General features: G+C 56.3%; 22 protein-coding genes and 1 pseudogene. 13 read left to right on the forward strand and 10 right to left on the reverse strand.

Annotated elements, in window-relative coordinates; all coding sequences use genetic code 11:
* Positions 1–5: 5 nt before the first annotated feature.
* Positions 6–344 carry a YebY family protein gene (locus AC1M2H_RS11200; protein ID WP_426814347.1) on the forward strand — a complete coding sequence of 113 codons (339 nt, stop codon included), beginning with the start codon at positions 6–8 and terminating at the stop codon, positions 342–344.
* Positions 345–1,003: 659 nt separating this feature from the next.
* Here the strand turns inward: AC1M2H_RS11200 and AC1M2H_RS11205 are convergent.
* Both AC1M2H_RS11205 and AC1M2H_RS11210 read right to left on the reverse strand, forming a co-directional pair.
* Positions 1,004–1,147 carry an Ecr family regulatory small membrane protein gene (locus AC1M2H_RS11205; RefSeq protein ID WP_480151398.1) on the reverse strand — a complete coding sequence of 48 codons (144 nt, stop codon included), beginning with the start codon at positions 1,145–1,147 and terminating at the stop codon, positions 1,004–1,006.
* Between the two features lie 112 nt (positions 1,148–1,259).
* Positions 1,260–2,213, reverse strand: a complete 954-nt coding sequence (locus tag AC1M2H_RS11210) for a VirK/YbjX family protein (protein WP_480151399.1) — start codon at positions 2,211–2,213, stop codon at positions 1,260–1,262.
* 163 nt (positions 2,214–2,376) lie between these two features.
* On the opposite strand from AC1M2H_RS11210, the gene pphA reads away from it, so the two are divergent.
* Positions 2,377–3,030: a protein-serine/threonine phosphatase gene (gene pphA, locus AC1M2H_RS11215; RefSeq protein ID WP_480151400.1), complete on the forward strand. Its 654-nt coding sequence runs from the start codon at positions 2,377–2,379 to the stop codon at positions 3,028–3,030.
* Here the strand turns inward: pphA and AC1M2H_RS11220 are convergent.
* The 5 genes from AC1M2H_RS11220 to yebS form a co-directional block, all read right to left on the reverse strand.
* Positions 3,027–3,218, reverse strand: coding sequence for a YdfD/YebW family protein (locus tag AC1M2H_RS11220; RefSeq protein ID WP_480151401.1), 192 nt, complete (start codon positions 3,216–3,218; stop codon positions 3,027–3,029). The genes pphA and AC1M2H_RS11220 overlap by 4 nt on opposite strands.
* Positions 3,219–3,315: 97 nt before the next feature.
* The gene (locus tag AC1M2H_RS11225) at positions 3,316–3,555 is read right to left on the reverse strand and encodes a YebV family protein (protein WP_128877840.1); all 240 of its coding nucleotides are present in this window, start codon (positions 3,553–3,555) and stop codon (positions 3,316–3,318) included.
* Positions 3,556–3,670: 115 nt separating this feature from the next.
* Positions 3,671–5,104 carry a 16S rRNA (cytosine(1407)-C(5))-methyltransferase RsmF gene (gene rsmF / locus AC1M2H_RS11230; RefSeq protein ID WP_480151402.1) on the reverse strand — a complete coding sequence of 478 codons (1,434 nt, stop codon included), beginning with the start codon at positions 5,102–5,104 and terminating at the stop codon, positions 3,671–3,673.
* 81 nt (positions 5,105–5,185) lie between these two features.
* On the reverse strand, positions 5,186–7,819 hold the full coding sequence (locus tag AC1M2H_RS11235) for a PqiB family protein (protein ID WP_480151403.1): 2,634 nt from the start codon (positions 7,817–7,819) through the stop codon (positions 5,186–5,188).
* On the reverse strand, positions 7,788–9,071 hold the full coding sequence (gene yebS / locus AC1M2H_RS11240; protein ID WP_480151404.1) for a membrane integrity lipid transport subunit YebS: 1,284 nt from the start codon (positions 9,069–9,071) through the stop codon (positions 7,788–7,790). The genes AC1M2H_RS11235 and yebS overlap by 32 nt, the downstream gene beginning before the upstream one ends.
* Positions 9,072–9,203: 132 nt before the next feature.
* On the opposite strand from yebS, the gene AC1M2H_RS11245 reads away from it, so the two are divergent.
* The 4 genes from AC1M2H_RS11245 (at position 9,204) to htpX (ending at position 13,659) form a co-directional block, all read left to right on the forward strand.
* Positions 9,204–9,701 (forward strand): GAF domain-containing protein, encoded by a 498-nt coding sequence (locus AC1M2H_RS11245; RefSeq protein ID WP_480151405.1) that lies wholly within the window; start codon positions 9,204–9,206, stop codon positions 9,699–9,701.
* Between the two features lie 97 nt (positions 9,702–9,798).
* Positions 9,799–10,473 carry an RNA chaperone ProQ gene (gene proQ / locus AC1M2H_RS11250; RefSeq protein WP_480151406.1) on the forward strand — a complete coding sequence of 225 codons (675 nt, stop codon included), beginning with the start codon at positions 9,799–9,801 and terminating at the stop codon, positions 10,471–10,473.
* Between the two features lie 19 nt (positions 10,474–10,492).
* Positions 10,493–12,541 (forward strand): carboxy terminal-processing peptidase, encoded by a 2,049-nt coding sequence (gene prc / locus AC1M2H_RS11255; RefSeq protein ID WP_480151407.1) that lies wholly within the window; start codon positions 10,493–10,495, stop codon positions 12,539–12,541.
* A 236-nt stretch (positions 12,542–12,777) separates the two neighbouring features.
* Complete coding sequence (htpX, locus tag AC1M2H_RS11260; RefSeq protein WP_480151408.1) at positions 12,778–13,659, forward strand: protease HtpX; 882 nt, start codon at positions 12,778–12,780, stop codon at positions 13,657–13,659.
* Positions 13,660–13,737: 78 nt separating this feature from the next.
* Here htpX and AC1M2H_RS11265 read toward each other — a convergent pair whose 3' ends face one another.
* Entirely contained in the window at positions 13,738–15,111 is a 1,374-nt protein-coding gene (locus AC1M2H_RS11265) for an MFS transporter (protein ID WP_480151409.1), read from the reverse strand.
* A gap of 177 nt (positions 15,112–15,288) precedes the next feature.
* Here AC1M2H_RS11265 and kdgR point away from each other — a divergent pair, with 177 nt between their 5' ends.
* Positions 15,289–16,080 (forward strand): DNA-binding transcriptional regulator KdgR, encoded by a 792-nt coding sequence (gene kdgR, locus AC1M2H_RS11270; protein ID WP_426814357.1) that lies wholly within the window; start codon positions 15,289–15,291, stop codon positions 16,078–16,080.
* Between the two features lie 64 nt (positions 16,081–16,144).
* Here the strand turns inward: kdgR and AC1M2H_RS11275 are convergent, their stop codons facing one another.
* The gene (locus AC1M2H_RS11275; protein WP_095101742.1) at positions 16,145–16,384 is read right to left on the reverse strand and encodes a YobH family protein; all 240 of its coding nucleotides are present in this window, start codon (positions 16,382–16,384) and stop codon (positions 16,145–16,147) included.
* A gap of 160 nt (positions 16,385–16,544) precedes the next feature.
* Between AC1M2H_RS11275 and mgrB the strand changes: the two genes are divergently transcribed.
* The 6 genes and pseudogenes from mgrB to rlmA all read left to right on the forward strand — a co-directional run bounded on the left by mgrB (position 16,545) and on the right by rlmA (position 20,850).
* Positions 16,545–16,688 (forward strand): PhoP/PhoQ regulatory lipoprotein MgrB, encoded by a 144-nt coding sequence (gene mgrB / locus AC1M2H_RS11280; RefSeq protein WP_041146201.1) that lies wholly within the window; start codon positions 16,545–16,547, stop codon positions 16,686–16,688.
* A gap of 74 nt (positions 16,689–16,762) precedes the next feature.
* Positions 16,763–17,053 (forward strand): YebO family protein, encoded by a 291-nt coding sequence (locus AC1M2H_RS11285; RefSeq protein ID WP_480151410.1) that lies wholly within the window; start codon positions 16,763–16,765, stop codon positions 17,051–17,053.
* 635 nt (positions 17,054–17,688) lie between these two features.
* Positions 17,689–17,833: pseudogene (locus AC1M2H_RS11290) on the forward strand (DUF2627 domain-containing protein).
* A gap of 12 nt (positions 17,834–17,845) precedes the next feature.
* Positions 17,846–18,055, forward strand: coding sequence for a transcription antiterminator/RNA stability regulator CspE (cspE, locus tag AC1M2H_RS11295; RefSeq protein ID WP_001062678.1), 210 nt, complete (start codon positions 17,846–17,848; stop codon positions 18,053–18,055).
* A 193-nt stretch (positions 18,056–18,248) separates the two neighbouring features.
* Entirely contained in the window at positions 18,249–19,994 is a 1,746-nt protein-coding gene (gene ftsI, locus AC1M2H_RS11300) for a peptidoglycan glycosyltransferase FtsI (protein WP_480151411.1), read from the forward strand.
* Positions 19,995–20,055: 61 nt separating this feature from the next.
* Entirely contained in the window at positions 20,056–20,850 is a 795-nt protein-coding gene (rlmA, locus tag AC1M2H_RS11305) for a 23S rRNA (guanine(745)-N(1))-methyltransferase (protein WP_480151412.1), read from the forward strand.
* Between the two features lie 3 nt (positions 20,851–20,853).
* On the opposite strand, the gene mntP is transcribed toward rlmA, so the two are convergent.
* Positions 20,854–21,420, reverse strand: a complete 567-nt coding sequence (mntP, locus tag AC1M2H_RS11310; protein WP_480151413.1) for a manganese efflux pump MntP — start codon at positions 21,418–21,420, stop codon at positions 20,854–20,856.
* Positions 21,421–21,774: the final 354 nt, after the last annotated feature.

Raw genomic sequence — 21,774 nt, forward strand, 5'->3', positions numbered from 1 at the left:
AAATCATGAAAAAAAAAGTTCTGACACTGATGTTACTGGCAAGCTCCGGTGCCGCGCTGGCGGCCCCGCAGGTTATCACCGTTAGCCGCTTTGAAGTCGGTAAGGATAGCTGGGCGTTTAATCGGGAGGAGGTGATGCTGACCTGTCGTCCGGGAAATGCGCTGTTTGCCATCAATCCCAGTACGCTGGTGCAGTATCCGCTAAATGATATCGCTATAGAGCAGGTTAAGGCCGGTAAAACCAGCGGCCAGCCGATTTCGGTGATCCAGGTGGATGATCCTCAGCATCCGGGGCAAAAAATGAGTCTGGCGCCGTTTATCGATCGCGCGCAAAAGCTTTGCTGATTTTTAGAACTATCTGGCTGTATTAGAATAGAAAAACCGCCGTCTCCCAGCGACAGGAACGGCGGTTTTTTTATGCGTATCCGCGATTTTTCTAGGAATTATTGGCCCACTTTTGTTGCGGACTGGAAAACCTGACGCGGTAAACTATTCTTATAAGGCAAGGCGACTTAGCCTGCATTAATGCCAACTTTTAGCGCACGGCTCTCTCCCAAGAGCCATTTCCCTGGACCGAATACAGGAATCGTGTTCGGTCTCTTTTTATCTATATGTTTCAAATTGTTATATTGCAAGGTCCGAAGCGTTCTCTCATTTCCCGACGTGACCTTTTCCCCTTATACCACAACAAAAAACGCATGCACATTTCCTTTACAGAAAAACAGCGCGCTGGCTATGCTGTCCATCCGTTGCGGCAGAGGAAGCTTCAGAGATGTCGAAGATTGAAAACTGCAGGTTTAGTGAAAAAGATTGTCGTCCGCAGGCTTAGCGATCTACACCGATTGATAGCGCAATAGCGGAAGGTAAGGCGCATACATTTTTGTATAAAAAATGGAGTAAGGGCGTGGTTCAGCGCAACCCTGAGGGCTCTTTTTATGCCGTAAAAACGGGCGTGGGAGTAAAAAAAGGAAGGACAAACCGAATTTGTAAATAAACAAACGGATTTATTCCGGCGCGACTAAAGAGGGATATAGCTGCGTCTCCAGATAACTGACCAGGGACCAGATTTCGCCGCTGAAAATAAACCACAGGGAGCCCGTCAAAATAATCAAGACGATAGCCAACAGCACTGCTTCTGCTTTACTCATAACTTCAATGGCTGCCTGAAAGGAAACGAAGAAGTGATGATAGTAACGAAAGCGCAGGATAAGATGCAAACGCCGTTGTTAAAACGGCGTTTATTCTGTTGGCCGGCTATCTCTACGCGGCGCCGGCGGTGAGTGCGATAACCTGCGCATTCAGCTCATCGAGCAGCTGGAAGCGGCGGCGATATTCTGCCCGCTTTTTGCTGGCAATCTCCTCCAGGGACTTGCGCGCAAGGCTCAGCGGTAAGCGCCAGCGCCACGCGCCGTCGGCCTCGCCCTCAATCGACTTCCAGAACTCGTCATAGCTGGCGTGGAAGTGGCGTCCTTTACTTAAGCGATAGCGTAATGCTCTGAAAACGTGGCCGTTATCGCTCACACCGTAAATTGCCTGGATATTGCTTTGCGCCGCCAGCGCCCAGATAAACTCCAGCAGCAGGCGCTTAGGAAACAGGCCGTAGCAGGCGCGGGTAGCCTGCTTTATCACCTCGTGGGGGACGTTGCGCCGGGGCCCCTGCAGCCCACCGATGGTCAACTGCCACTGCTGCTGGTCACGCACCACGCTGAACGTCGCGCTGGCCAGCAGCGTCCGGGTGCCGTCGCGCAGCCAAAGCGTGGTCTCGCCTTCGCGCTCGGCCTTGCCAGCAGAGGAGGCCGAGAGCGTAAACCGGGCTTCATCTTTGCCCTGCAGTTCCAGCAGCGGCACCTCCTGTAGCGCGGTCATGGCGGCGCTCAGCCGACCGGCGGGTAAGGTATCGATATATTGGTAGTGGCTGACGATCGCCGCGGCGCGCTGGCCGGCGCTGAGCCCGCGCCTCAGGTACTGGCGATGGACTTTTCCCGGCAGGGTCACCTGGGCGGCGAGCAGTTGATCGAAGTTAGGCCGCGCCGCGAGGGCATCCAGCATCAGCCGGGTTGGCGTATAAAATAACGCTGTGCGCAGCAGAAACTTCAGCCGGTAATTACGCTTTTGCCAGATTGGCGCGGGAATAAGTCGGCCGATCACCAGATCGGTAATTAGATTTGTACGTGGCTGTAGTACGTAGGCTGAATGCAGGCTATTGTCCGTCACGATGAATACCTCGGCGTTATTTAGCCTCTATTTTAGTGAGAGTCGAACGCGAGATTAATGTCCCGGCGGACTATATTTCCGTTTCGTTTAAATTTTATTGAAGTGTGTTTCGAGGAGAGTTACAGGAGAAATAATTCGCTATAATTATATCCGGAGGTTCTATATGTATCAGCACCTTGATGGCTCAGGCTGGCGTAATATTTGGCTCGTCGGCGACCTGCACGGCTGCCTTGCGCTGCTGACGGCAAAACTGCGGCAGCTGAGGTTTGACCCGTACCAGGATCTGCTTATCTCCGTGGGCGATCTGATCGATCGCGGGCCGCAAAGCGCCGCATGTCTGGGACTGCTCGACCGTCGCTGGTTTCGCGGGGTGCGGGGCAATCACGAGCAGATGGCGCTGGAGGCGCAGGAGAGCGGGAAGCCGGCGCTGTGGATGCTCAACGGCGGGCGCTGGTATCAGGAGAGCTCGCCAAACGCGCGGCGGCAGATGGCGCCGCTGTTTGCCCGCTGCCGTCAGCTGCCGTTGATTATTGAGCTGCGCGCCGGATCGCAGACGCACGTTATTGCCCATGCGGATTACCCGGCGGCGTTCTATCGCTGGCAGCAGTCGGTGGACGTATCCCAGGTCCTGTGGAACCGTCAACGCCTGACGGACCATCTGGCCGGGCGACACGGGGCTATCGGCGGCGCCGACCACTTCTGGTTTGGCCATACTCCGCTCAGGCAGCGCTACGACGGCGATAACCAGCACTATATTGATACCGGGGCCGTCTTTGGCGGCGAGCTGACCCTCGTGCAGCTGCAGCAGGCCGGTTAGAAATCGCTATACTCGCTGGCGGGGCGCCAGAAGCCGTCGATAAAATCTTCTACCGGAAAGCAGCCGCCCTGGCGGATCCGCTGATCGTCCATCGCGACCATGCAGCGTCGTTCGTCGTCATAAACATCCACGACAATATCCTCGCAGCCGCCGTCCAGGTAACAAATGAACAAAACTAAGGCAAACATCCTGGCCACATGTTCAGGTTAACATGTTAATAAGTGTAGGGGAGTTTAATGAGAACGGGGGTAAATAACCCGTCTCAGGCGACGGGTTCTTTTTGAGTCAGGCTACGCGCATGACCCAGGCGTCGGATTGTTGATCGTAGTGCTTACGGTAGAGAACGGAATGTTGGCCATCGAGAATAGCGGGAACGCTGGTGTCAGCATCCCAACCGTCGAGCTGCATACACAAATCCGGGTCGGATTTGCAGGGAATGCTCAACGTTCGCTCTCCCTGCTGCTCACCGTGCAGTTCGGCATCGTCTATCTCAAACGCGCCGATGCGTATATTTGTTTTACTCATAAATTCACCCCGTTGGTCTGCTGAATTGTGGTACGACCAGTTAAGGCCGCCATTTTTCAGCGTAGACAATGGGGCGCAAAGCGCCAGTGAAAAAATGCTCTTTTTCTGCGCTTAGTCACATCTTGCCGGCAAAGAGCTTTCCGTCACGCACCAGCTCGCGCGGATAGCTGTTCTTCAGGCGCGAACCAACTTTTTTCGCCAGCCCCAGGGGCGCTCCCTGGTAAGTGACGATCGCTTCGTCCTGCGGCGGCGGGGTTTGCGGGTAAATATCGCGGCCGCGATACCACTCTTCGGCTTCGCTCTGCGTCAGCGCAAAAGGCGTCCCGGATGCGGCAAGGGCGATAACCGCCTCGTGCTGCCAGCGGAAGCCCTTGTTGTGCGTTTCCGCCAGCCGGATGCCAATGCGCGAAAAGCGGATCTTGCCGATAAACGCCTCCAGGGCCTGCGGGAACAGCCAAATTTCCTTGTCGCGTTGCCAGAGGCTGTGGCTTTCATCCCAGCGCAGCCCCACGACCGCCGCGGCGTCCGACACGGCGGCGCTTTCCCGGCGTTTCAGCGGGACAAACGGAAATTGCCCGACCTTGTAGCCCGGCGCCGGCAGAGGTTCCACGGCGGCGGTTTTGCGCAGACGGGCAACGAAGAATCCTTCGCAGTCATAAATCTGCGGGAAGACGTGAAGGAAGCCCTCCGCCGTCAGGGCCTCGCCGGCTTCGGGGAAGAGCGAACCGAGAGGCAGGATCTCCACCGCCTGCGGATAGCGGGCCAGCAGCCACTGCACCACCTCCTCGTTCTCTTCGCGGTTCAGGGTACAGGTGGAGTACACCAGCGTACCGCCCGGTTGCAGGGCGTGAAAGGCGCTATCGATAAGTTCGCGCTGGGTTGCCGCGATCTGCCGGTTGCTTTCCGGGGACCAGTTTTTCAAGGCATCGGGATCTTTGCGCACCACGCCTTCCCCGGAGCAGGGGGCGTCGAGCAGGATGGCATCGAAGCTCTCCGGCAGCGCGGCGCCAAATACCCGGCCGTCGAAATGCGTCAGCGCGACGTTGCTGATTCCGCAGCGGCTGATATTGGCGTGCAGAACCTTGACCCGACTGGCGGAATATTCGTTGGCGAGGATCCCGCCTTTGTTACCCATCCGGGCGGCGATTTTCGTGGTTTTTGACCCCGGCGCGGCGGCGACGTCCATCACCCGCTGCGGCATATCGCCATCGGCAAACAGGGCGGCAACCGGCAGCATCGAGCTGGCTTCCTGAATATAGAAGAGCCCGCTGAGATGCTCGGCGGTGCTGCCCAGCGGCAGGGACTCCTCATCCTCGCGCTCGATCCAAAATCCCTCTGCGCACCACGGCACCGGCGTCAGCTGCCAGCCGTAGGGGGCGACCAGCTGCAGAAAGTCGGCCACGCTGGTTTTCAGCGTGTTAACGCGGATGCTGCGGCGTAGCGGACGTTGGCAGGCGGCAATAAAATCGTCGAAAGAGAGATGCGCCGGCAGTGCCGCACGCATTTGAGCGAGGAATTCGTCAGGAAGAAAGACAGCGTTTTGAGCCACTGGAGCGCACCACAAGAAAAAAGGGTGCGCAGTTTACCATAAACGCTCCGGCATCGGACACCGGAGCGTTTAGCCAGCGGCCTAACGCGGCAGGGCGGTGCCCCAGTCGCGCCACTCTTTCGGTTCGCTCTCCAGCAGCAGGAAGTGTTTATCGTCCTGCGCTTTCGGCGCCAGCGGCGTGCCCGGCGGCGTGGCGAAGGAGATGCCGCCGCGAATGAACTGATTGAAGGTCCCGGTTTTCACCACTCCGCCAATCAGGCCAAAGTCGAGGTTGTAGCCGGAAGAGAGCCAGAACACCGAGTTGTTACGCACCAGATACTGGTAACGCTTGCTGATACGCAGTTTGACCATCACGCGGTCCGACAGCGAGCCGAGCGTCAGCCCGGTGACGGTTCCCACCTCGAGGCCGCGGAACAGCACCGGCGTGCCGATATCCAGCGAACCGGCTTCCGGAACCTCAACCACGATGCTCAGGCCGTCGATATAGCGTGAGTCGCTGATGGTCGTTTCCTGAATCTCGAAGTCGCGGCGCGGCGTTCCCCGGCCCGGCTCAACGTTGATATACGGCTGGAAGAGGGTATCCAGATGCTCAACGCCTGCCGCGGAAATTTGCGGGGTGATCACCGAGAATCGGGTGCCTACACGGGCGAAGGTCTCCACGTACTCCGGGTAGAGCACGGCTTTCGCTTGCACTTCGTTCCTGGCGGTGATCAGGTTCAGCGATTGGATCTGGCCGATGTTAATTCCCAGATAGCGAATAGGCATTCCGGAAGAGAGTTTTCCCGCATCGAAGGCGTGGAGGGTTATCTGCCCGCCCACCGCGCGGGCGGCGGTCTCTGAAGCATACAGAATACGCTTATTGCCGCTGCGGACTCGGGCGCTGATGCCGCTCAGGTCGTCGAAGCTGATCGCCCCTTTGAGGGCGCGAGCCAGCGGCGAAGCCTGGACGGTCAGGCCGTTGCCGTCGAGCTGGACCTTCGCCCCGCCTTCCGCCCAGAACACGCTATTGCTGGTGAGCAGGTGGCGATACTCCGGCTTAATATGCAGATCGATATCAAACGCGTCGCTGCGCGGCTTGACGGCGGTGACTTCGCCCACGGCAAACTTGCGGTACAGCACCACCGAGCCTTGCTGTACATCCGGCAGCGTTTCCGCGGAGAGGCTCAGGGTGGTAGTCGGGACGTCGCTCAGGCTATTCTCCTGCGCTTTTTCCATATTGGCGTACAGCGGGTAGTTGGCCTGAATCGCTCCTTTGGCGCCTGGAATAATGCGGATGCCGCCGTCAACCCATTCGCTGGCGCTGGCGCCGAGAATCTTGAGACCGTCGAGGCCAACCTTAACATCGAGGCGGCTGTTAACCACAAATTTGCTGTCGCCGTGCACCAGATCGCGGTATTCCGGCGCGATGGCCACCTGGAAGATGACGCCCTTCGCCGTCAGCTTGCGCTCCAGCACCTGGCCGATTTTCACGCCGTGCAGCACCAGCGGCTGCCCGGCGTCGATGCCGAAACTCGCCGATGCCGTCAGCGTGATGGCGGCGACGTTCGGCTCTTCCAGCAGCGATTTATCCGCCGGCAGCACCACGAAGTGGCTACGCGCTTCTCCCTCTCCCGGCACCAGTTCAAAGGTATTTCCGGTCAGCAGGGCGCTGAGGCTCGGGTTATCCAGCGACACCTTCGGCTTTTTCATCTGAATAAGCGTCTTATCACGCAGCAGGGAGACGACGCTGGGATCGACGGTCATTTCACCGGTGACTTGACTCCCTGGCTGGAGATTGAGCTTAGTGAGCTGTCCGACCTCGAGGCCCTGGTACATCAGCGGCGTAGAGCCGGCTTTCAGCCCCGCGCCGTCGGGTAAATCGAGCGTCACCAGCACGCCGCGCTGGCTGTGGGCTAAATCTTCGTACAGCCCGTACTCGTCGTTTTGCTGGGCGGCTGCCGAATCCGCTGGAGAGTCAAAGGCAATCGCCCCGTTCACCAGCGCCGACAGGCTTTCCAGCTCAACCTTCGCCCCGCTAATCCCAACGTCGGCTTTAACGCCGGAAACGTTCCAGAAGCGGGTGCCTTTTTTGACCAGATTGGTAAAGCGGCGCTCGATCAGCACGTCAATGGTGACGCCCTGGTTGTTATCGTTGAGCGAATAGTCGTAAACCCGGCCAACGGGGATCTTGCGGAAATAGACCAGCGACCCGCTGGTCAGCGAGCCGAGATCCGCGGCGTGCAGATGAATCATCAGCTCGCCGTTGTTGATACGGTACTTCGGCTGGGTATCGAGGGCGACAAAGTGGTCCTCGGGCTCGCCCCGGCCCGGCATCATGCCGATATAGTTGCCGCCGACCAGCGCATCAAGGCCGGAAACGCCTGCCAATGAAGCTTTCGGCGTGACCAGCCAGAACTGGGTATCCTTGCGCAGGGCGTCTTTCATATCGCCTTTGACGCTGGCCGAAACCTCTATCTTACTCAGGTCTTTGCTTAGTGAGATATTCTGCACCGTGCCCACTTCTACCCCTTGATAGCGGATAGGCGTGCGCCCGGGGACAATCCCGTTAGCCGACTCAAAGTCGATGGTGATCGTCGTCCCGCGATCGCTATAGCTGGTCCAGATCAGCCAGCTGGCGATCATCAGCGCGATGACCGGCAGCAGCCAGAATGGCGATATGCGACGTTTGGTTTTAATTTTGGCTTCAGTCGGCGAAGCGGGCGTTTCCTGACTCATGTGCGTCCCAAAGTAAGCGGCTGTCCAGCCATTCAACAGCAAGGATAGTTAATATTACCGCGGCGCCGAAATATACCGCAGCAGGCCCCATCGTAAAAGCGAGGAGTTGATCGCGGTTTATCAGCGACATGGTTAAGGAGATAACAAAAAGATCCAGCATCGACCAGCGGCCAATCCAGGTAATCAGCCGCAGCAGCAGGATGCGGGTGCGCAGCCCCTGTTCGCACCTGAATTGTATGCTGACCAGCAGAGTAAACAACACAATAACTTTGGTAAACGGCACCAGAATACTGGCGATAAACACCACCCCGGCAATGGCGATGTTGCTGTTGGCCAGCGACAAAATCCCGGAGAGGATCGTATCGTCCTGGCGCGCACCGTTGACGTAGATAATGGAGATCGGCAGCAGGTTGGCGGGGAGCAGGAACATCACCGAGGCAATCAGCGCCGCCCAGCTTTTCTGCAGGCTTTGCGGCCGACGGTGGTGCAGCGGCGTATGACAGCGGCGGCAGCGTCCGCGAGAGTCGCGATGGCCGGTGTAGTGGCAGCCGGTGCACACCTGTAAATTCGGGTCCGGGCGCAGCGCCGGGCGCTCGGGGTAAAATCGCTCCCACAGCTCTTCGACGTTCATGTGAATGAGGGTGAGGATGCTGAGCAGCGTTAATGAGACAAAGGCGATTAAGCCGACGCCGGGCTGCAGGAAGGCGTAATCCTGCACCTTGATCGAGGCCACGCCGATACCCACCAGGTAGATATCGAGCATCACCCACTCCTTAAGCCGCTCCAGCATCAGCAGCACCGGGCGCAGGTTCATCCCCAGCACGTTGCCCAGCCAAAGATAGGCGATGGAAATCACCAGCAGGGCCGGCGCACCGACGGCGCAAAATAGCACCATCGCCGCCGTCAGCGGATCGCCCTGGTCGGTCATTTGCCAGATGCCCTGTAATACGTTAGCGTCGATACGCACGCCGAGCAGATGCAAACGCAACAAAGGCTCAAGCCAGGCGAAGGGCATCAGCAGCAGCATGGCGATAGCCATACTGCCAAGGCGCGAAAGCGACCAGTCGCGGCCGTCGCGAATTTTGGCGCTGCAGCGCGGGCACCAGGCGCTCTGATTACGCTTGAGCACCGGCAGGCGAAACAGAAGGTCGCACTGCGGACAGCGGTGATAGTGGGCCTGAGGCAACGGCAAACCGACCGCATGTACGGTCATCTTTTTCGCTGGCGTAATCTGGGGTGTTTTTAGTGGCATTTATTACGTACGGCTATGAATGTATTTCACTATATTAACCCAGGAATGAATTCATCTTGAGCCTGAACGCATTTAATGCTTATTTTATTAGGCAGTCAGTGTAAGGCAGTAAGACAACTAAGTGATCATATAATGAGCAAAACAGAGTTTTACGCGGATCTGAACCGTGATTTTCAGGCATTAATGGCAGGAGAAACCAGTTTTCTGGCCACGATCTCTAATACCAGCGCGCTGCTGTTTGAGCGGTTGACCGAGGTTAACTGGGCCGGGTTCTACCTACTCGAAGGCGATACGCTGGTGCTGGGCCCCTTCCAGGGCAAACTGGCCTGCGTGCGTATCCCGGTTGGGCGGGGCGTTTGCGGTACCGCCGTTTCGCAGAATCGCGTGCAGCGGGTGGAGGATGTTCACGCCTTCGACGGGCATATTGCATGTGACGCCGCCAGCAATTCGGAGATTGTCTTCCCGCTGCGGGTGAACGATCGGATTATCGGTGTCCTGGATATCGACAGCACCGCGTACGCCCGCTTTACCGCTGAGGATGAACTGGGGCTTACGCAACTGGTAGCGCAGCTGGAAAAACTCATTTCTGCGACCGACTATCAAAAAATATTCACCCACGTCGCAGGATAATCAACGGATAACGTAGCATTTAGCGATGGCGTCATTATAATGGCGCCTGTTCATGCCTGCGGCTTGTTGGCTACGTCCGTTGTAATCAGGAAATTTCATGGAAAATCAACCTAAGTTGAATAGCAGTAAAGAAGTTATCGCATTTCTGGCCGAACGTTTCCCACAGTGCTTCAGCGCTGAAGGTGAAGCTCGCCCCCTGAAAGTCGGTATTTTTCAGGATCTCGTTGAGCGCGTTGGGGGGGAGATGAATCTCAGCAAAACCCAGCTTCGCGCCGCGTTACGTCTTTATACTTCGAGCTGGCGCTATCTGTACGGCGTTAAGCCTGGGGCGATTCGCGTCGATCTCGACGGCAACCCGTGCGGCGAACTGGAAGAGCAGCACGTTGCTCATGCCCGTCAGCAGCTCGAAGAAGCAAAAGCTCGCGTCCAGGCACAGCGTGCCGCCCAGCAGGCTAAAAAACGCGAAGCCGCTGCCGCTGCTGGTCAGCAGGAAGAAGGCGCCCGCCGCGAGCGTAAGCCGCGTCCTCAGGTTCGCCGCAAAGAAGGCACAGAACAGCGTAAGCCGCGTCCCGCCGTTGCGAAAGCACTGCGCGAAGAGCGTCATACTCCTGTATCAGATCTGACCGCGCTGTCCGTCGGCCAGGCTCTGAAGGTGAAAGCAGGCAATAACGCAATGGACGCCACCGTTCTGGAAATCACCAAAGATGGCGTTCGTGTACAGCTGACTTCTGGTATGTCAATGATTGTACGCGCAGAACACCTGGTGTTCTGAAACGGAGGCCGGGCCAGGCATGAACACATTCTTTAAGCTCACCGCGCTTGCGGGCCTGCTGGCAATAGCAGGCCACGCGTTCGCCGTGGATGATATTACCCGAGCCGATCAAATCCCCGTGCTGAAAGAAGAGCCGCAGCACGCGACGGTGAGTGAGCGCGTAACCTCGCGCTTTACTCGTTCGCACTATCGACAGTTCGATCTCGATAACGCCTTCTCGGCAAAAATTTTTGACCGCTATCTGAACCTGCTGGACTACAGCCACAACGTGCTGCTGGCCAGCGACGTCGCTCAGTTTGCCGCGAAGAAAAATCAAATCGGCGACGAGCTGCGCAGTGGAAAGCTGGACGTTTTTTACGACCTGTATAACCTGGGGCAGCAGCGCCGCTTCGAACGTTATCAGTACGCGTTGAAGGTGCTTGAGCGACCGATGGACTTTACCGGCAACGATAGCTTCAACCTTGACCGCAGCAAGTCTCCTTGGCCGAAAGATGAGGCCGAGCTGAACGCGCTGTGGGACGCAAAGGTCAAGTTTGACCAGCTGAGCCTGAAGCTTACGGGTAAAGACGACAAAGAGATCCGCGAAACGCTCACCCGCCGCTATAAGTTTGCTATTCGTCGCCTGACGCAAACCAAGAGCGAAGATGTGTTCTCGCTGGTGATGACCGCCTTCGCCCGCGAAATCGACCCGCATACCAACTACCTGTCGCCGCGCAATACCGAGCAGTTCAATACCGAAATGAGCCTTTCGTTAGAAGGGATCGGCGCGGTGCTGCAGATGGATGACGACTATACGGTGATCAACTCCCTGGTGGCCGGCGGCCCGGCGGCGAAGAGCAAGTCAATTAGCGTTGGCGACCGTATCGTTGGCGTCGGCCAGTCCGGTAAGGGCATGGTTGACGTTATCGGCTGGCGCCTTGACGACGTGGTGGCGCTGATTAAAGGGCCGAAGGGCAGTAAGGTTCGTCTGGAAGTGCTGCCGGCGGGCAAGGGCGCGAAAACGCGCATCGTCACGCTAACCCGCGAGCGAATTCGTCTCGAAGATCGCGCGGTTAAAATGTCGGTGAAAACCGTTGGTAAAGAAAAAATCGGCGTACTGGATATCCCCGGTTTCTACGTTGGCCTGACGGATGACGTCAAAGTCCAGCTGCAGAAGCTGGAAAAACAGAACGTCAGCAGCATCGTTATTGACCTGCGCAGCAACGGCGGCGGCGCGCTGACCGAGGCGGTATCGCTCTCCGGTCTGTTTATCCCGTCCGGTCCGGTGGTGCAGGTTCGCGATAACAACGGTAAAGTGCGTGAAGACAGCGATACCGACGGCGTCGTTTACTACAAAGGCCCGCTGGTCGTGCTGGTTGACCGTTTCAGCGCTTCGGCTTCTGAAATCTTCGCCGCGGCGATGCAGGACTACGGTCGCGCGCTGATCGTTGGTGAGCCAACCTTCGGGAAAGGCACCGTACAGCAGTATCGCTCGCTGAACCGCATTTACGATCAGATGCTGCGCCCGGACTGGCCGGCGCTGGGTTCCGTGCAGTACACCATCCAGAAGTTCTACCGCATTAACGGCGGCAGCACTCAGCGTAAGGGCGTAACGCCGGACATCATGATGCCAACCGGCAGCGAAGATCGCGAGACCGGCGAGCAGTATGAAGATAACGCCCTGCCGTGGGATAGCGTTAATGCCGCGACCTACGTCAAGTCCGGCGACCTGACGCCGTTTGGCCCCGGTTTGCTGAAGCTGCATGATGAGCGGATTGCCAAAGATCCGGAATTCCAGTACATCATGAAGGACATTGCCCGCTATAACGCGATGAAAGACAAGCGCAATATCGTTTCCTTGAACTACGCCCAGCGTGAAAAAGAGAACGAAGAGGATGATGCGACTCGTCTGGCGCGGATTAACGACCGCCTGAAGCGTGAAGGTAAGCCGCAGCTTAAGAAGCTGGACGATCTGCCGAAGGATTACCAGGAGCCGGATCCGTATCTTGATGAAACGGTGCATATCGCGCTCGACCTGGCCCATCTGGAGAAAGACCAGCCGGCGGTGGAACCACCGGTTAGCAAATAAGCATCCAACGGGCACACATGTTGTGCCCGTTTTTTTATCCGTTCCTCCCGCCAAAAACCTCGATTCTCCCACGCCGATGTCAATCTATTACGCAGATGTCAGCAATATGCTACAAAATGTAAAGTTGTGTCTTTCTCGTGACTTAGCGGGGGAGGATGGTTGAAAATTAACGTTGTACCCATACGATATGGGGAATCGCATAGTGCGTTTTGTTAAATCGAGGTTAGAAGAAAATTATGATGCGAATCGCGCTCTTCCTGTTGACGAACCTGGCCGTTATGGCGGTGTTTGGGCTGGTGCTAAGCCTGACGGGAATACAGTCAAGCAGCATGACCGGGCTACTGATCATGGCGCTGCTTTTTGGTTTTGGTGGCTCGATCGTTTCGCTGATGATGTCGAAATGGATGGCGCTAAAATCGGTGGGTGGGGAAGTCATTGAGCAGCCGCGCAACGAAACCGAACGCTGGCTGATGAATACCGTCGCGCAGCAGGCGCAGCAGGCGGGGATCGGCATGCCGCAGGTTGCCATCTACCATGCGCCGGATATTAACGCGTTTGCCACCGGGGCGCGCCGCGACGCTTCGCTGGTGGCCGTCAGCACCGGGCTGCTGCAAAACATGAGCCGTGACGAAGCAGAAGCCGTTATTGCCCATGAAATCAGCCACATTGCCAACGGCGATATGGTGACCATGACCCTGATTCAGGGGGTGGTGAACACCTTCGTCATCTTTATTTCGCGCGTTATCGCGCAAATTGCCGCTGGATTCCTCGGCGGCAACCGCGATGAAGGTGAAAGCAGCAACGGCAACCCGCTGATTTACTTTGCCGTCGCCACCGTCCTGGAGCTGGTATTTGGGATCCTGGCCAGCATCATCACCATGTGGTTCTCGCGCTACCGTGAGTTCCATGCGGATGCAGGCTCTGCCCGCCTGGTCGGCCGTGAGAAAATGATCGCCGCCCTGCAGCGGTTGAAAACCAGCTACGAGCCGCAGGAAGCCAGCAGCATGATGGCGCTGTGCATAAACGGCAAAGCGAAATCGATGAGCGAGCTGTTTATGACGCACCCGCCGCTGGATAAGCGTATCGAAGCGCTGCGTAGCGGCGAATATCTGAAGTAGTCATCTGCTTCAGAGCACGGAAATAAAAACCGCAGCCTTAACCGGGCTGCGGTTTTTTTGTGCCTAAATCGCGCCGGGCTACTGTCCGGGGCGCGGCTGGGTAACGCGCAGCCCGCTGACGGTGGCCGCCACGACCGCCAGCCCTCCGGCCAGCAGCAGCGCGGTATGGGTGCCGCCGTTACCCTGCAGGTTGAATAGCAGGGCGACCAGCGCCGCGCCGGTGCTTTGCCCCAGCAGTCGGGCGGTACCGAGCATTCCGCTGGCCCCGCCGCTGCGGTGGCTCGGGGCCGATGAGACGATAGTGTGGTTATTCGGCGACTGGAACAGACCGAAACCCGCGCCGCAGAGCGCCATGCGCCAGATAATATCGAGATCGGACGGCGATGAGGGCAGCAGCGCCAGGCCAAACAGGCCGCAAGCCATTACCGCCAGACCTACCGCACCCAGCAGCCCCGCGTGAATTTTCTCAATCAGGTAACCCGCCAGCGGCGCCATCACCATCGTCGCTAACGGCCAGGGGGTCAGCAGCAGCCCGGTCTCAACCTCGCTGCGTCCGATCGTAGCCTGCAGGAAAAAGGGCAGCGAAACCAGCGCCAGCATCTGTGCGCAGAAGGAGCAGACTGACGTGCAAATAGAGAGCGAAAACAGCGGGATGCGCAGCAGATCAACCGGCAGCAGCGGCACCGGCATTCGCAGCTGGCGGCGAATAAAGAAGAACCCAATAACCAGCGTTGCGGCCGCTTCAGCCAGCACCAGTCGGCCGGATTGCCCCTGGGCAAAGCCGCCGAGTGCGACGATCAGCAGGCCGAAGGTCAGCGCGTTCATGATGGCGCTGGGAAGATCGAAGCGGGCGATCCTGCTGCGGCCGCTGTTGGCCGGCAGGTAGCGTATGGCGAGCGTCAGCGAAATAATTCCCAGCGGAATATTGATTAAAAACAGCCACTGCCAGGAGGCGATGGAGAGGATCGCGGCGGCGATCGTCGGACCGGCCGCGGATGAGACGGCGACCACAAACGAGTTGATCCCCATTCCCCGCCCCAGGAAGCGCTTCGGGAAGATAAGACGGATGAGCGCGGTATTGACGCTCATCAGCGCGGCGCCGCCGAGGCCCTGGGCGACGCGGGCGAGCGTCAGCATCTCAAGCGAGTGGGAGAGGGCGCAGGCCAGCGAGGTAAAAGTAAAAACCAGCAAGCCGATTTTGTAGATGCGCCGATAGCCAAACATATCGCCCAAAAAGGAGAGCGGCAGAAGCGCAATCACGATGGCGATTTGGTAAGCGTTGACTATCCAGATTGAGGCTGCGGGTGAAGCGTTAAGATCCGTGGCGATGGTCGGCAGGGCCACGTTGGCGATGGCGCCGTCGAGTACGGCCATCGCGATGCCTAAAATGATGGTCAGAATGGCGCCGTAGCGCTGCGGCAGGGGCAGACCATCGGGAGTGTTATTATCCATATTAAGGTTATGACTTTATCGTAACTATTCTCAGGTTAATGATTTTAGCATTGATTATTCGGCTGTATGTCGCAGATTTGTAACGAATGAGCAGAAGAACGATTGCGGGCATCAGGATGCGAATTTATAATAAAAACCGGTTCTAATTTTTATAAAACAGTTGCGATGAGGTGATAAATGGCAGTTGCAGATTTGGATAAACAGCCAGATTCTGTCTCTTCAGTATTGAAGGTTTTTGGCATCCTGCAGGCGCTTGGCGAAGAGCGTGAAATTGGTATTACCGAACTATCCCAGCGCGTTATGATGTCAAAAAGCACCGTCTATCGCTTTTTGCAAACCATGAAGTCGCTGGGCTACGTCGCCCAGGAAGGTGAGTCGGAGAAGTACTCCCTGACGCTGAAGCTGTTCGAGCTGGGCGCGCGCGCGCTGCAGAATGTCGATCTGGTGCGCAGTGCGGATATTCAGATGCGCGAACTGTCGCGTCTGACCAAAGAGACAATCCATCTCGGCGCGCTGGATGAAGACAGTATCGTCTACATCCATAAAATCGATTCGATGTATAACCTGCGCATGTATTCGCGCATCGGGCGCCGCAACCCGCTGTACAGCACCGCAATCGGCAAAGTGCTGCTGGCGTGGCGCGACCGCGCCGAAGTGGAGCAGATCCTCGAAGGCGTTGAATATAAGCGTAGCACCGAGCGGACGATCGCCAGCACCGAAGAGCTGCTGGCGGTTCTGGATAGCGTTCGTCAGCAGGGATATGGCGAAGATAACGAAGAACAGGAAGAGGGGCTTCGCTGCATTGGGGTACCGGTCTTCGACCGCTTTGGCGTAGTGATTGCCGGTCTGAGTATCTCTTTCCCAACGCTGCGCTTCTCTGAGGAGAGGCTGCACGAATACGTTGCCATGCTGCACACCGCGGCGCGTAAAATTTCTGAACAGATGGGCTATAACGACTATCCGTTCTGATTGCAACGGGCGCAGCCGCGTCGGCTACGGCGGGAAGAGGCTTCCTGCCGTAGCCCGGGCCGGATTAACCTTTGTCGATTACGGTTTCGCTTTTACGCAGAACCGGACAGTCGGTCAGACCAATAATGCCGCTATCAGAGTGAACGTACTGCACGGTGCTGGTACCGCGGGCGGTCAGATATTTACACTGGAGGCCCAGCCCCGCCGCGTTCTCATTGCTACCAATCAACATGCCGTAGCCGCTTAATAATACGCCAATCCATAAGATGGCCAGTACTACAATCGTACGAATGATCAATCGCATTGTTGCCTCATAATTTGTATTATCCTCGGCGTTTATTCTGACAGGTACACGAGTTGAAACAAGTCTATGATTCTTAAACTTGCCTTTCGTATTACAGTTAGCCGCGGTTTAAGATGAGCGTGCTATCCTGGTAACATCTGGTATTGATGCGGAGTGTGGAGTGAAAAAATTACGCTGGGTTTTGCTGATTGTTGTCATAGCGGGATGTTTATTGCTATGGACGCAGATGCTTAACGTAATGTGCGATCAGGACGTGCAGTTTTTCAGCGGCATCTGCACCATCAACAAATTTATCCCCTGGTAAGAGATTTTTATTACGACTGATTTTCTTCTGCTGCGCGGGTGGTAGAATAAACGCCTTCTCTTTGAGGTGGTGAAATGAGTGAGTTACTAAGTCCTGGGATCGTAAATCTGGCATCGCTGGCGCTTTCCATTGCGCTGTTGCTTGTCGGCCTGTTGTTATGGTTTTTTGTTAACCGCGCAAGTTCGCGCGCCAACGAGCAGATTGCGCTGCTGCAGGCTCTGCTGGATCAGCAAAAGCGCCAAAACGCGCTGCTGCGTCGTCTCTGCGAAGCCAATAAGCCGGAGAAGGAAGAGGTTGCCGAACCTTCAGCCGTTGAGAAGGGCAAGGATGACGACGACTTTATCCGTCTCGTCGCTGAACGCTAACTGATAAACGGGTGTACACCGCGCTGGTGTACGCCTGCCTTATCGCCTTGCGCAATAACGTATCCTTATCTTTCATCTCCTGTTGCCACATTTCTTATACTACTTAATGTGTTAGCGATCGCACTTTTATCCAATAAGCTATGGATTTTTGAGCTAATCAAATAAAATAATAACCTCGTGATTTAATTGCATGATGAAAGAAAGTGTCATCGAAATTTCATTATTAATGCGTAATGTAAACACTATTTATCGTGTGGTGAACGACGTTTAATTAACCCTGCATATTTTCGGTCTAAGCGAATTTTTAGCTATCAATATGCGCGTTTGCGCGCATCGTTATGCAGGTACTCTGCCGCGAACCCCTTAAAATTGGCGGGGCGCATGCCCCGCGGGCTGGACGCCGCGAAGTTGTTGAGCTACGGTGAAAATGTTGCCGATATCATCCATGCGTAATCGGATGTTTTCCGCACCGGCAGAGATTAACCGTGGGTCGCAAAAGGCGCATAAACGTGCAGTTGGTCAAATGATCCTCTTATATTTTGTGCGAAGGATCGAGAGCCGTTTAAAAATGGCTTGCCATTATTAACGTTGTATGTGATAACACCTTTCGGGTTAAACGAGGTACAGTTCTGTTTATGTGTGGCATTTTCAGTAAAGAAGTCCTGAGTAAACACGTTGTCGTTGAATACCGCTTCTCTGCCGAACCTTATATTAGTGCCTCATGCAGTAGTGTGTCAGTTTTATCTATGTAAGCGCCTGCGGGCGAAGAAAACAGTCTAAGGAATTTTGCAAATGGCAAAGATTAAAGGTCAAGTTAAGTGGTTCAACGAGTCTAAAGGTTTTGGCTTTATTACTCCGGCTGATGGCAGCAAAGACGTGTTCGTACACTTCTCCGCTATCCAGGGTAATGGCTTCAAAACTCTGGCTGAAGGCCAGAACGTTGAGTTCGAAATTCAGGACGGCCAGAAAGGTCCGGCAGCAGTTAACGTAACTGCTATCTGATTCAAGACCACTCATCTTGTAAAGAAAGCCTCGCCTTCGCGGGGCTTTTTAGCATTTATTGCAAGACATTTCCGATTCCCCCCCCCTTCGTTGCGCTTTGTTGCAAAACAACACCTTTATTAGCACTGTTTCGCATCCTGTTTTGTCGATTTACTGTTAAATCAGAGGGTTGCAAAATAATGCTGGAGCTACGGTGCAAAAGAACAAATCTAAGTCAGGCGCGAATTTCACCCCGATTCGCTTTGGGCTACTGTGTGCGGCGATCCTCAGCTGCCTTGGGCTGTTATTGGGCCGGGTAGGGTGGCTGCAGATTGTCTCCCCCGATAATCTGGTGAAACAAGAGGATATGCGTTCTCTGCGCGAAGAGCCTATCGACGTTCAGCGCGGAATGATAAGCGACCGCGAGAACCGCCCGCTGGCGGTCAGCGTACCGGTTAGCGCCATCTGGGCCGACCCGCAAACGATAGTGGAAAAAGGGGGCGTCGGCTACGGCCCGCGCTGGCAGGCGATGGCCGAGGCGCTGCACCTCAACCTGAGCGAGCTGGCCAAACGGGTGGCGAGCCATCCGCATATGCGCTTTATCTACCTGGCTCGCCAGGTTAACCCGGAGCAGGCTGAATGGATCGACAAACTGCATCTGCCGGGAATCAACCTGCGCGATGAGTCGCGCCGCTTTTATCCCGCGGGGCACGTGGCGGCTAACCTGCTGGGATTTACCAATATCGATAACCACGGCATTGAAGGGATTGAGAAAAGCTTTAATGCCCAGCTTACCGGCAAACCGGGGCGCCGGCTGGTGCGCAAAGACCGTCATGGCCAGGTGATTGAGAATATTACCGAGGAGGCGTCGGTTCCGGCACACAATATTCAGCTGAGTATCGATGAACGCCTGCAGACGGTCACCGAAGATGCGCTGGATAACGCCGTAAACTGGAATAAAGCGGAGTCGGGCGCAGCGGTGTTGATTAAGATCGACACCGGTGAAATTCTGTCGATGGCCAGCTATCCGGATTTCAACCCCAATAACCGGGATGACGCTAAACTGGATGATTTCCGTAATCGCGCCATCAGCGATATCTTTGAGCCAGGCTCCACGGTCAAACCGCTGGTGGTGATGACGGCGCTGCAGCAGGGGATTGTGCAGCCGGACAGCGTGGTGGATACCCATCCCTTTGTGCTGGATGGTCACCGTATTCGCGATGTTGGCTACTACCCGGAGCTGACCTTGACCGGGATCCTGCAAAAATCCAGCGATACCGGGGTTTCGCATCTGTCGCTGGCCATGCCGGTACAGCATCTTATCGATACCTATAAAGCCTTCGGTTTCGGCGATCCCACCGGGCTGGGGCTCACCGGCGAAAGTGCGGGGCTGATGCCCCAGCGCCGCTACTGGGGCCAGCTGGATCGCGCGACCTTTGCCTTCGGCTACGGTCTGATGGTTACCCCGCTGCAGCTGGCGCATGTCTATGCCACTATCGGCGGTTTTGGTATTGAGCGCCCGCTATCCATTACCCGCATCGACCCGCCGGTGATTGGTACCCGGGTGATGCCGGAGCCGATTGTTCATGAGGTGGAACATATGATGGAGAGCGTGGCGCTGCCGGGCGGCGGCGGAACGAAAGCCGCCGTGCGCGATTACCGTATTGCGGTGAAAACCGGGACCGCGAAAAAAATCGGTCCGGATGGCAAGTATATCGATAAATATGTTGCGTATACCGCAGGCGTGGCGCCGGCCAGCAACCCGCAGTTTGCGCTGGTGGTGATGATTAACGATCCCAGCAACGGGGCCTACTACGGCGGGGCCATATCGGCGCCGGTGTTTAGCCAGATCATGGGCGATGTTTTACGCCTCGAAAATGTGATGCCGGACGGGATGCCGCAGGGTTCGGAAAATCTGATCGTGATGCATAATGGCGATGCCGCGCCGCCGGCGCTGTAACAGTGGTCTGAAAGAGCGAATAACGCTACACTTTCGCTCTTTCAGCGACACCGGAGTTGTCATGTCTTACAGTTGCCCCCTTTGCCACGCGCCGCTTGAGCGCCGTGAAAATAGCTATATCTGCCCGCAGCGGCATCAGTTTGATTTAGCGAAGGAGGGGTACGTTAACCTGCTGCCGGTGCAGTTCAAACGTTCGCGCGATCCGGGCGATAGTGCCGAGATGATGCAGGCGCGACGCGCCTTTCTTGATGCCGGCCACTACCGGCCTCTGCGCGATGCGATCGGCGAGTTTCTGCACAGCCATGCGCCAGCCGACCTGCTGGATATCGGCTGCGGCGAAGGCTACTACACTCACGCATTTGCCGCTATTTCAGCCAACTGCTGGGGGCTCGACGTATCGAAATCCGCGGTACGCGCGGCGGCCAAACGCTATCCGCAGGTTAATTTCTGCGTCGCTTCCAGCCAGCGTCTGCCGTTTGCTGATGCCAGCTTTGATGCGGTAGTGCGGATCTATGCTCCCTGTAACGCTCGCGAGCTGGCGCGGGTTGTCAGGGCCGGCGGCTGGGTGATTACCGCGACGCCGGGGCCGAAGCATCTGCTTGAACTGAAAGGCCTGATTTACGACGAGGTGCATCTGCACGAGCAGAATATGGAAGAGATGGCCGGCTTCACCCTGCGCCATGAGCAGCAGCTGGCTTATCCAATGACGCTAAGCGGAAGTGAGGCCGAGGCGCTGCTGCAGATGACGCCGTTTGCATGGCGGGCGAAGCCGCCGGTTCGGGAGGCTCTGCGCGAGCAGGCGTTATTCAGCTGCCAGACCGACTTTATGATCCACTGCTGGCAGCGTGATGCCTGACCGCTAACCGGCGAAGTGGCTCCAGAGAATTTCGGCACCGATACCGATCAGCACAATCCCCCCGAGAATTTCAGCCCGTTTGCCGAGCAGCGGGCCGATAAAGCGTCCCAGCATGATACCCAGCGTTGACATCACCAGCGTCGCGCAGCCAATCGCCAGCGCGGTAGCGATGATGTTCACCTGCAGGAATGCCAGACCGACGCCAACCGCCATCGCGTCAAGGCTGGTGGCAACCGCGGTGGTGACCAGCAGCCAAAAGCCGTGGCGATGGGGCGTTTCACACTCATCGTCGGCGCCGCCGCGAAGGCCTTCAATTACCATTCGGCCTCCGAGGAAGACCAGCAGCACAAAGGCAATCCAGTGATTCCACTCGAGGACGAACTGGCTGGCAAGCATCCCCATCCCCCAGCCGACAAGCGGGGTCAGCGTTTCAATCGCGCCGAAGATAAGCCCGGTGCGTAACGCTTCGGAAAATTTAGGTTTGTGAAGAGTTGCACCCTTACCGATAGAGGCGGCGAAGGCATCCATGGACATGCCAAAAGCCAGAAGAATCATTGCGGATAAGTTCATCAGTGCGTCCTGACCGGGGATATTCCATATGACACATCGCTGCCCCCAGTAAATATACGCAATAAGACTAATGATTATATATTGCGTACCGCAGCGATATGTCTATGGTCTCGCCTGATTGAATGCGTTCTTCAACCCGTACGTGCCACGTTTTGCAACGAGTATGTTGACACGTACACCTTCTGGCCTGGCGGACAGAAGATTGGCTACTCCCCAACGACGGGCGCAACCTTAACATATTTTTAGAATATAAAACAATAACACCATTTAGATATTTCCATAACCAAATGATAACGATTTTCATTTGATTTTAGGTGTCAAGAATTGGTTAATAAATATGAGGTGAACTGGCAG

This window comes from Klebsiella sp. F11, from assembly GCF_056712265.1.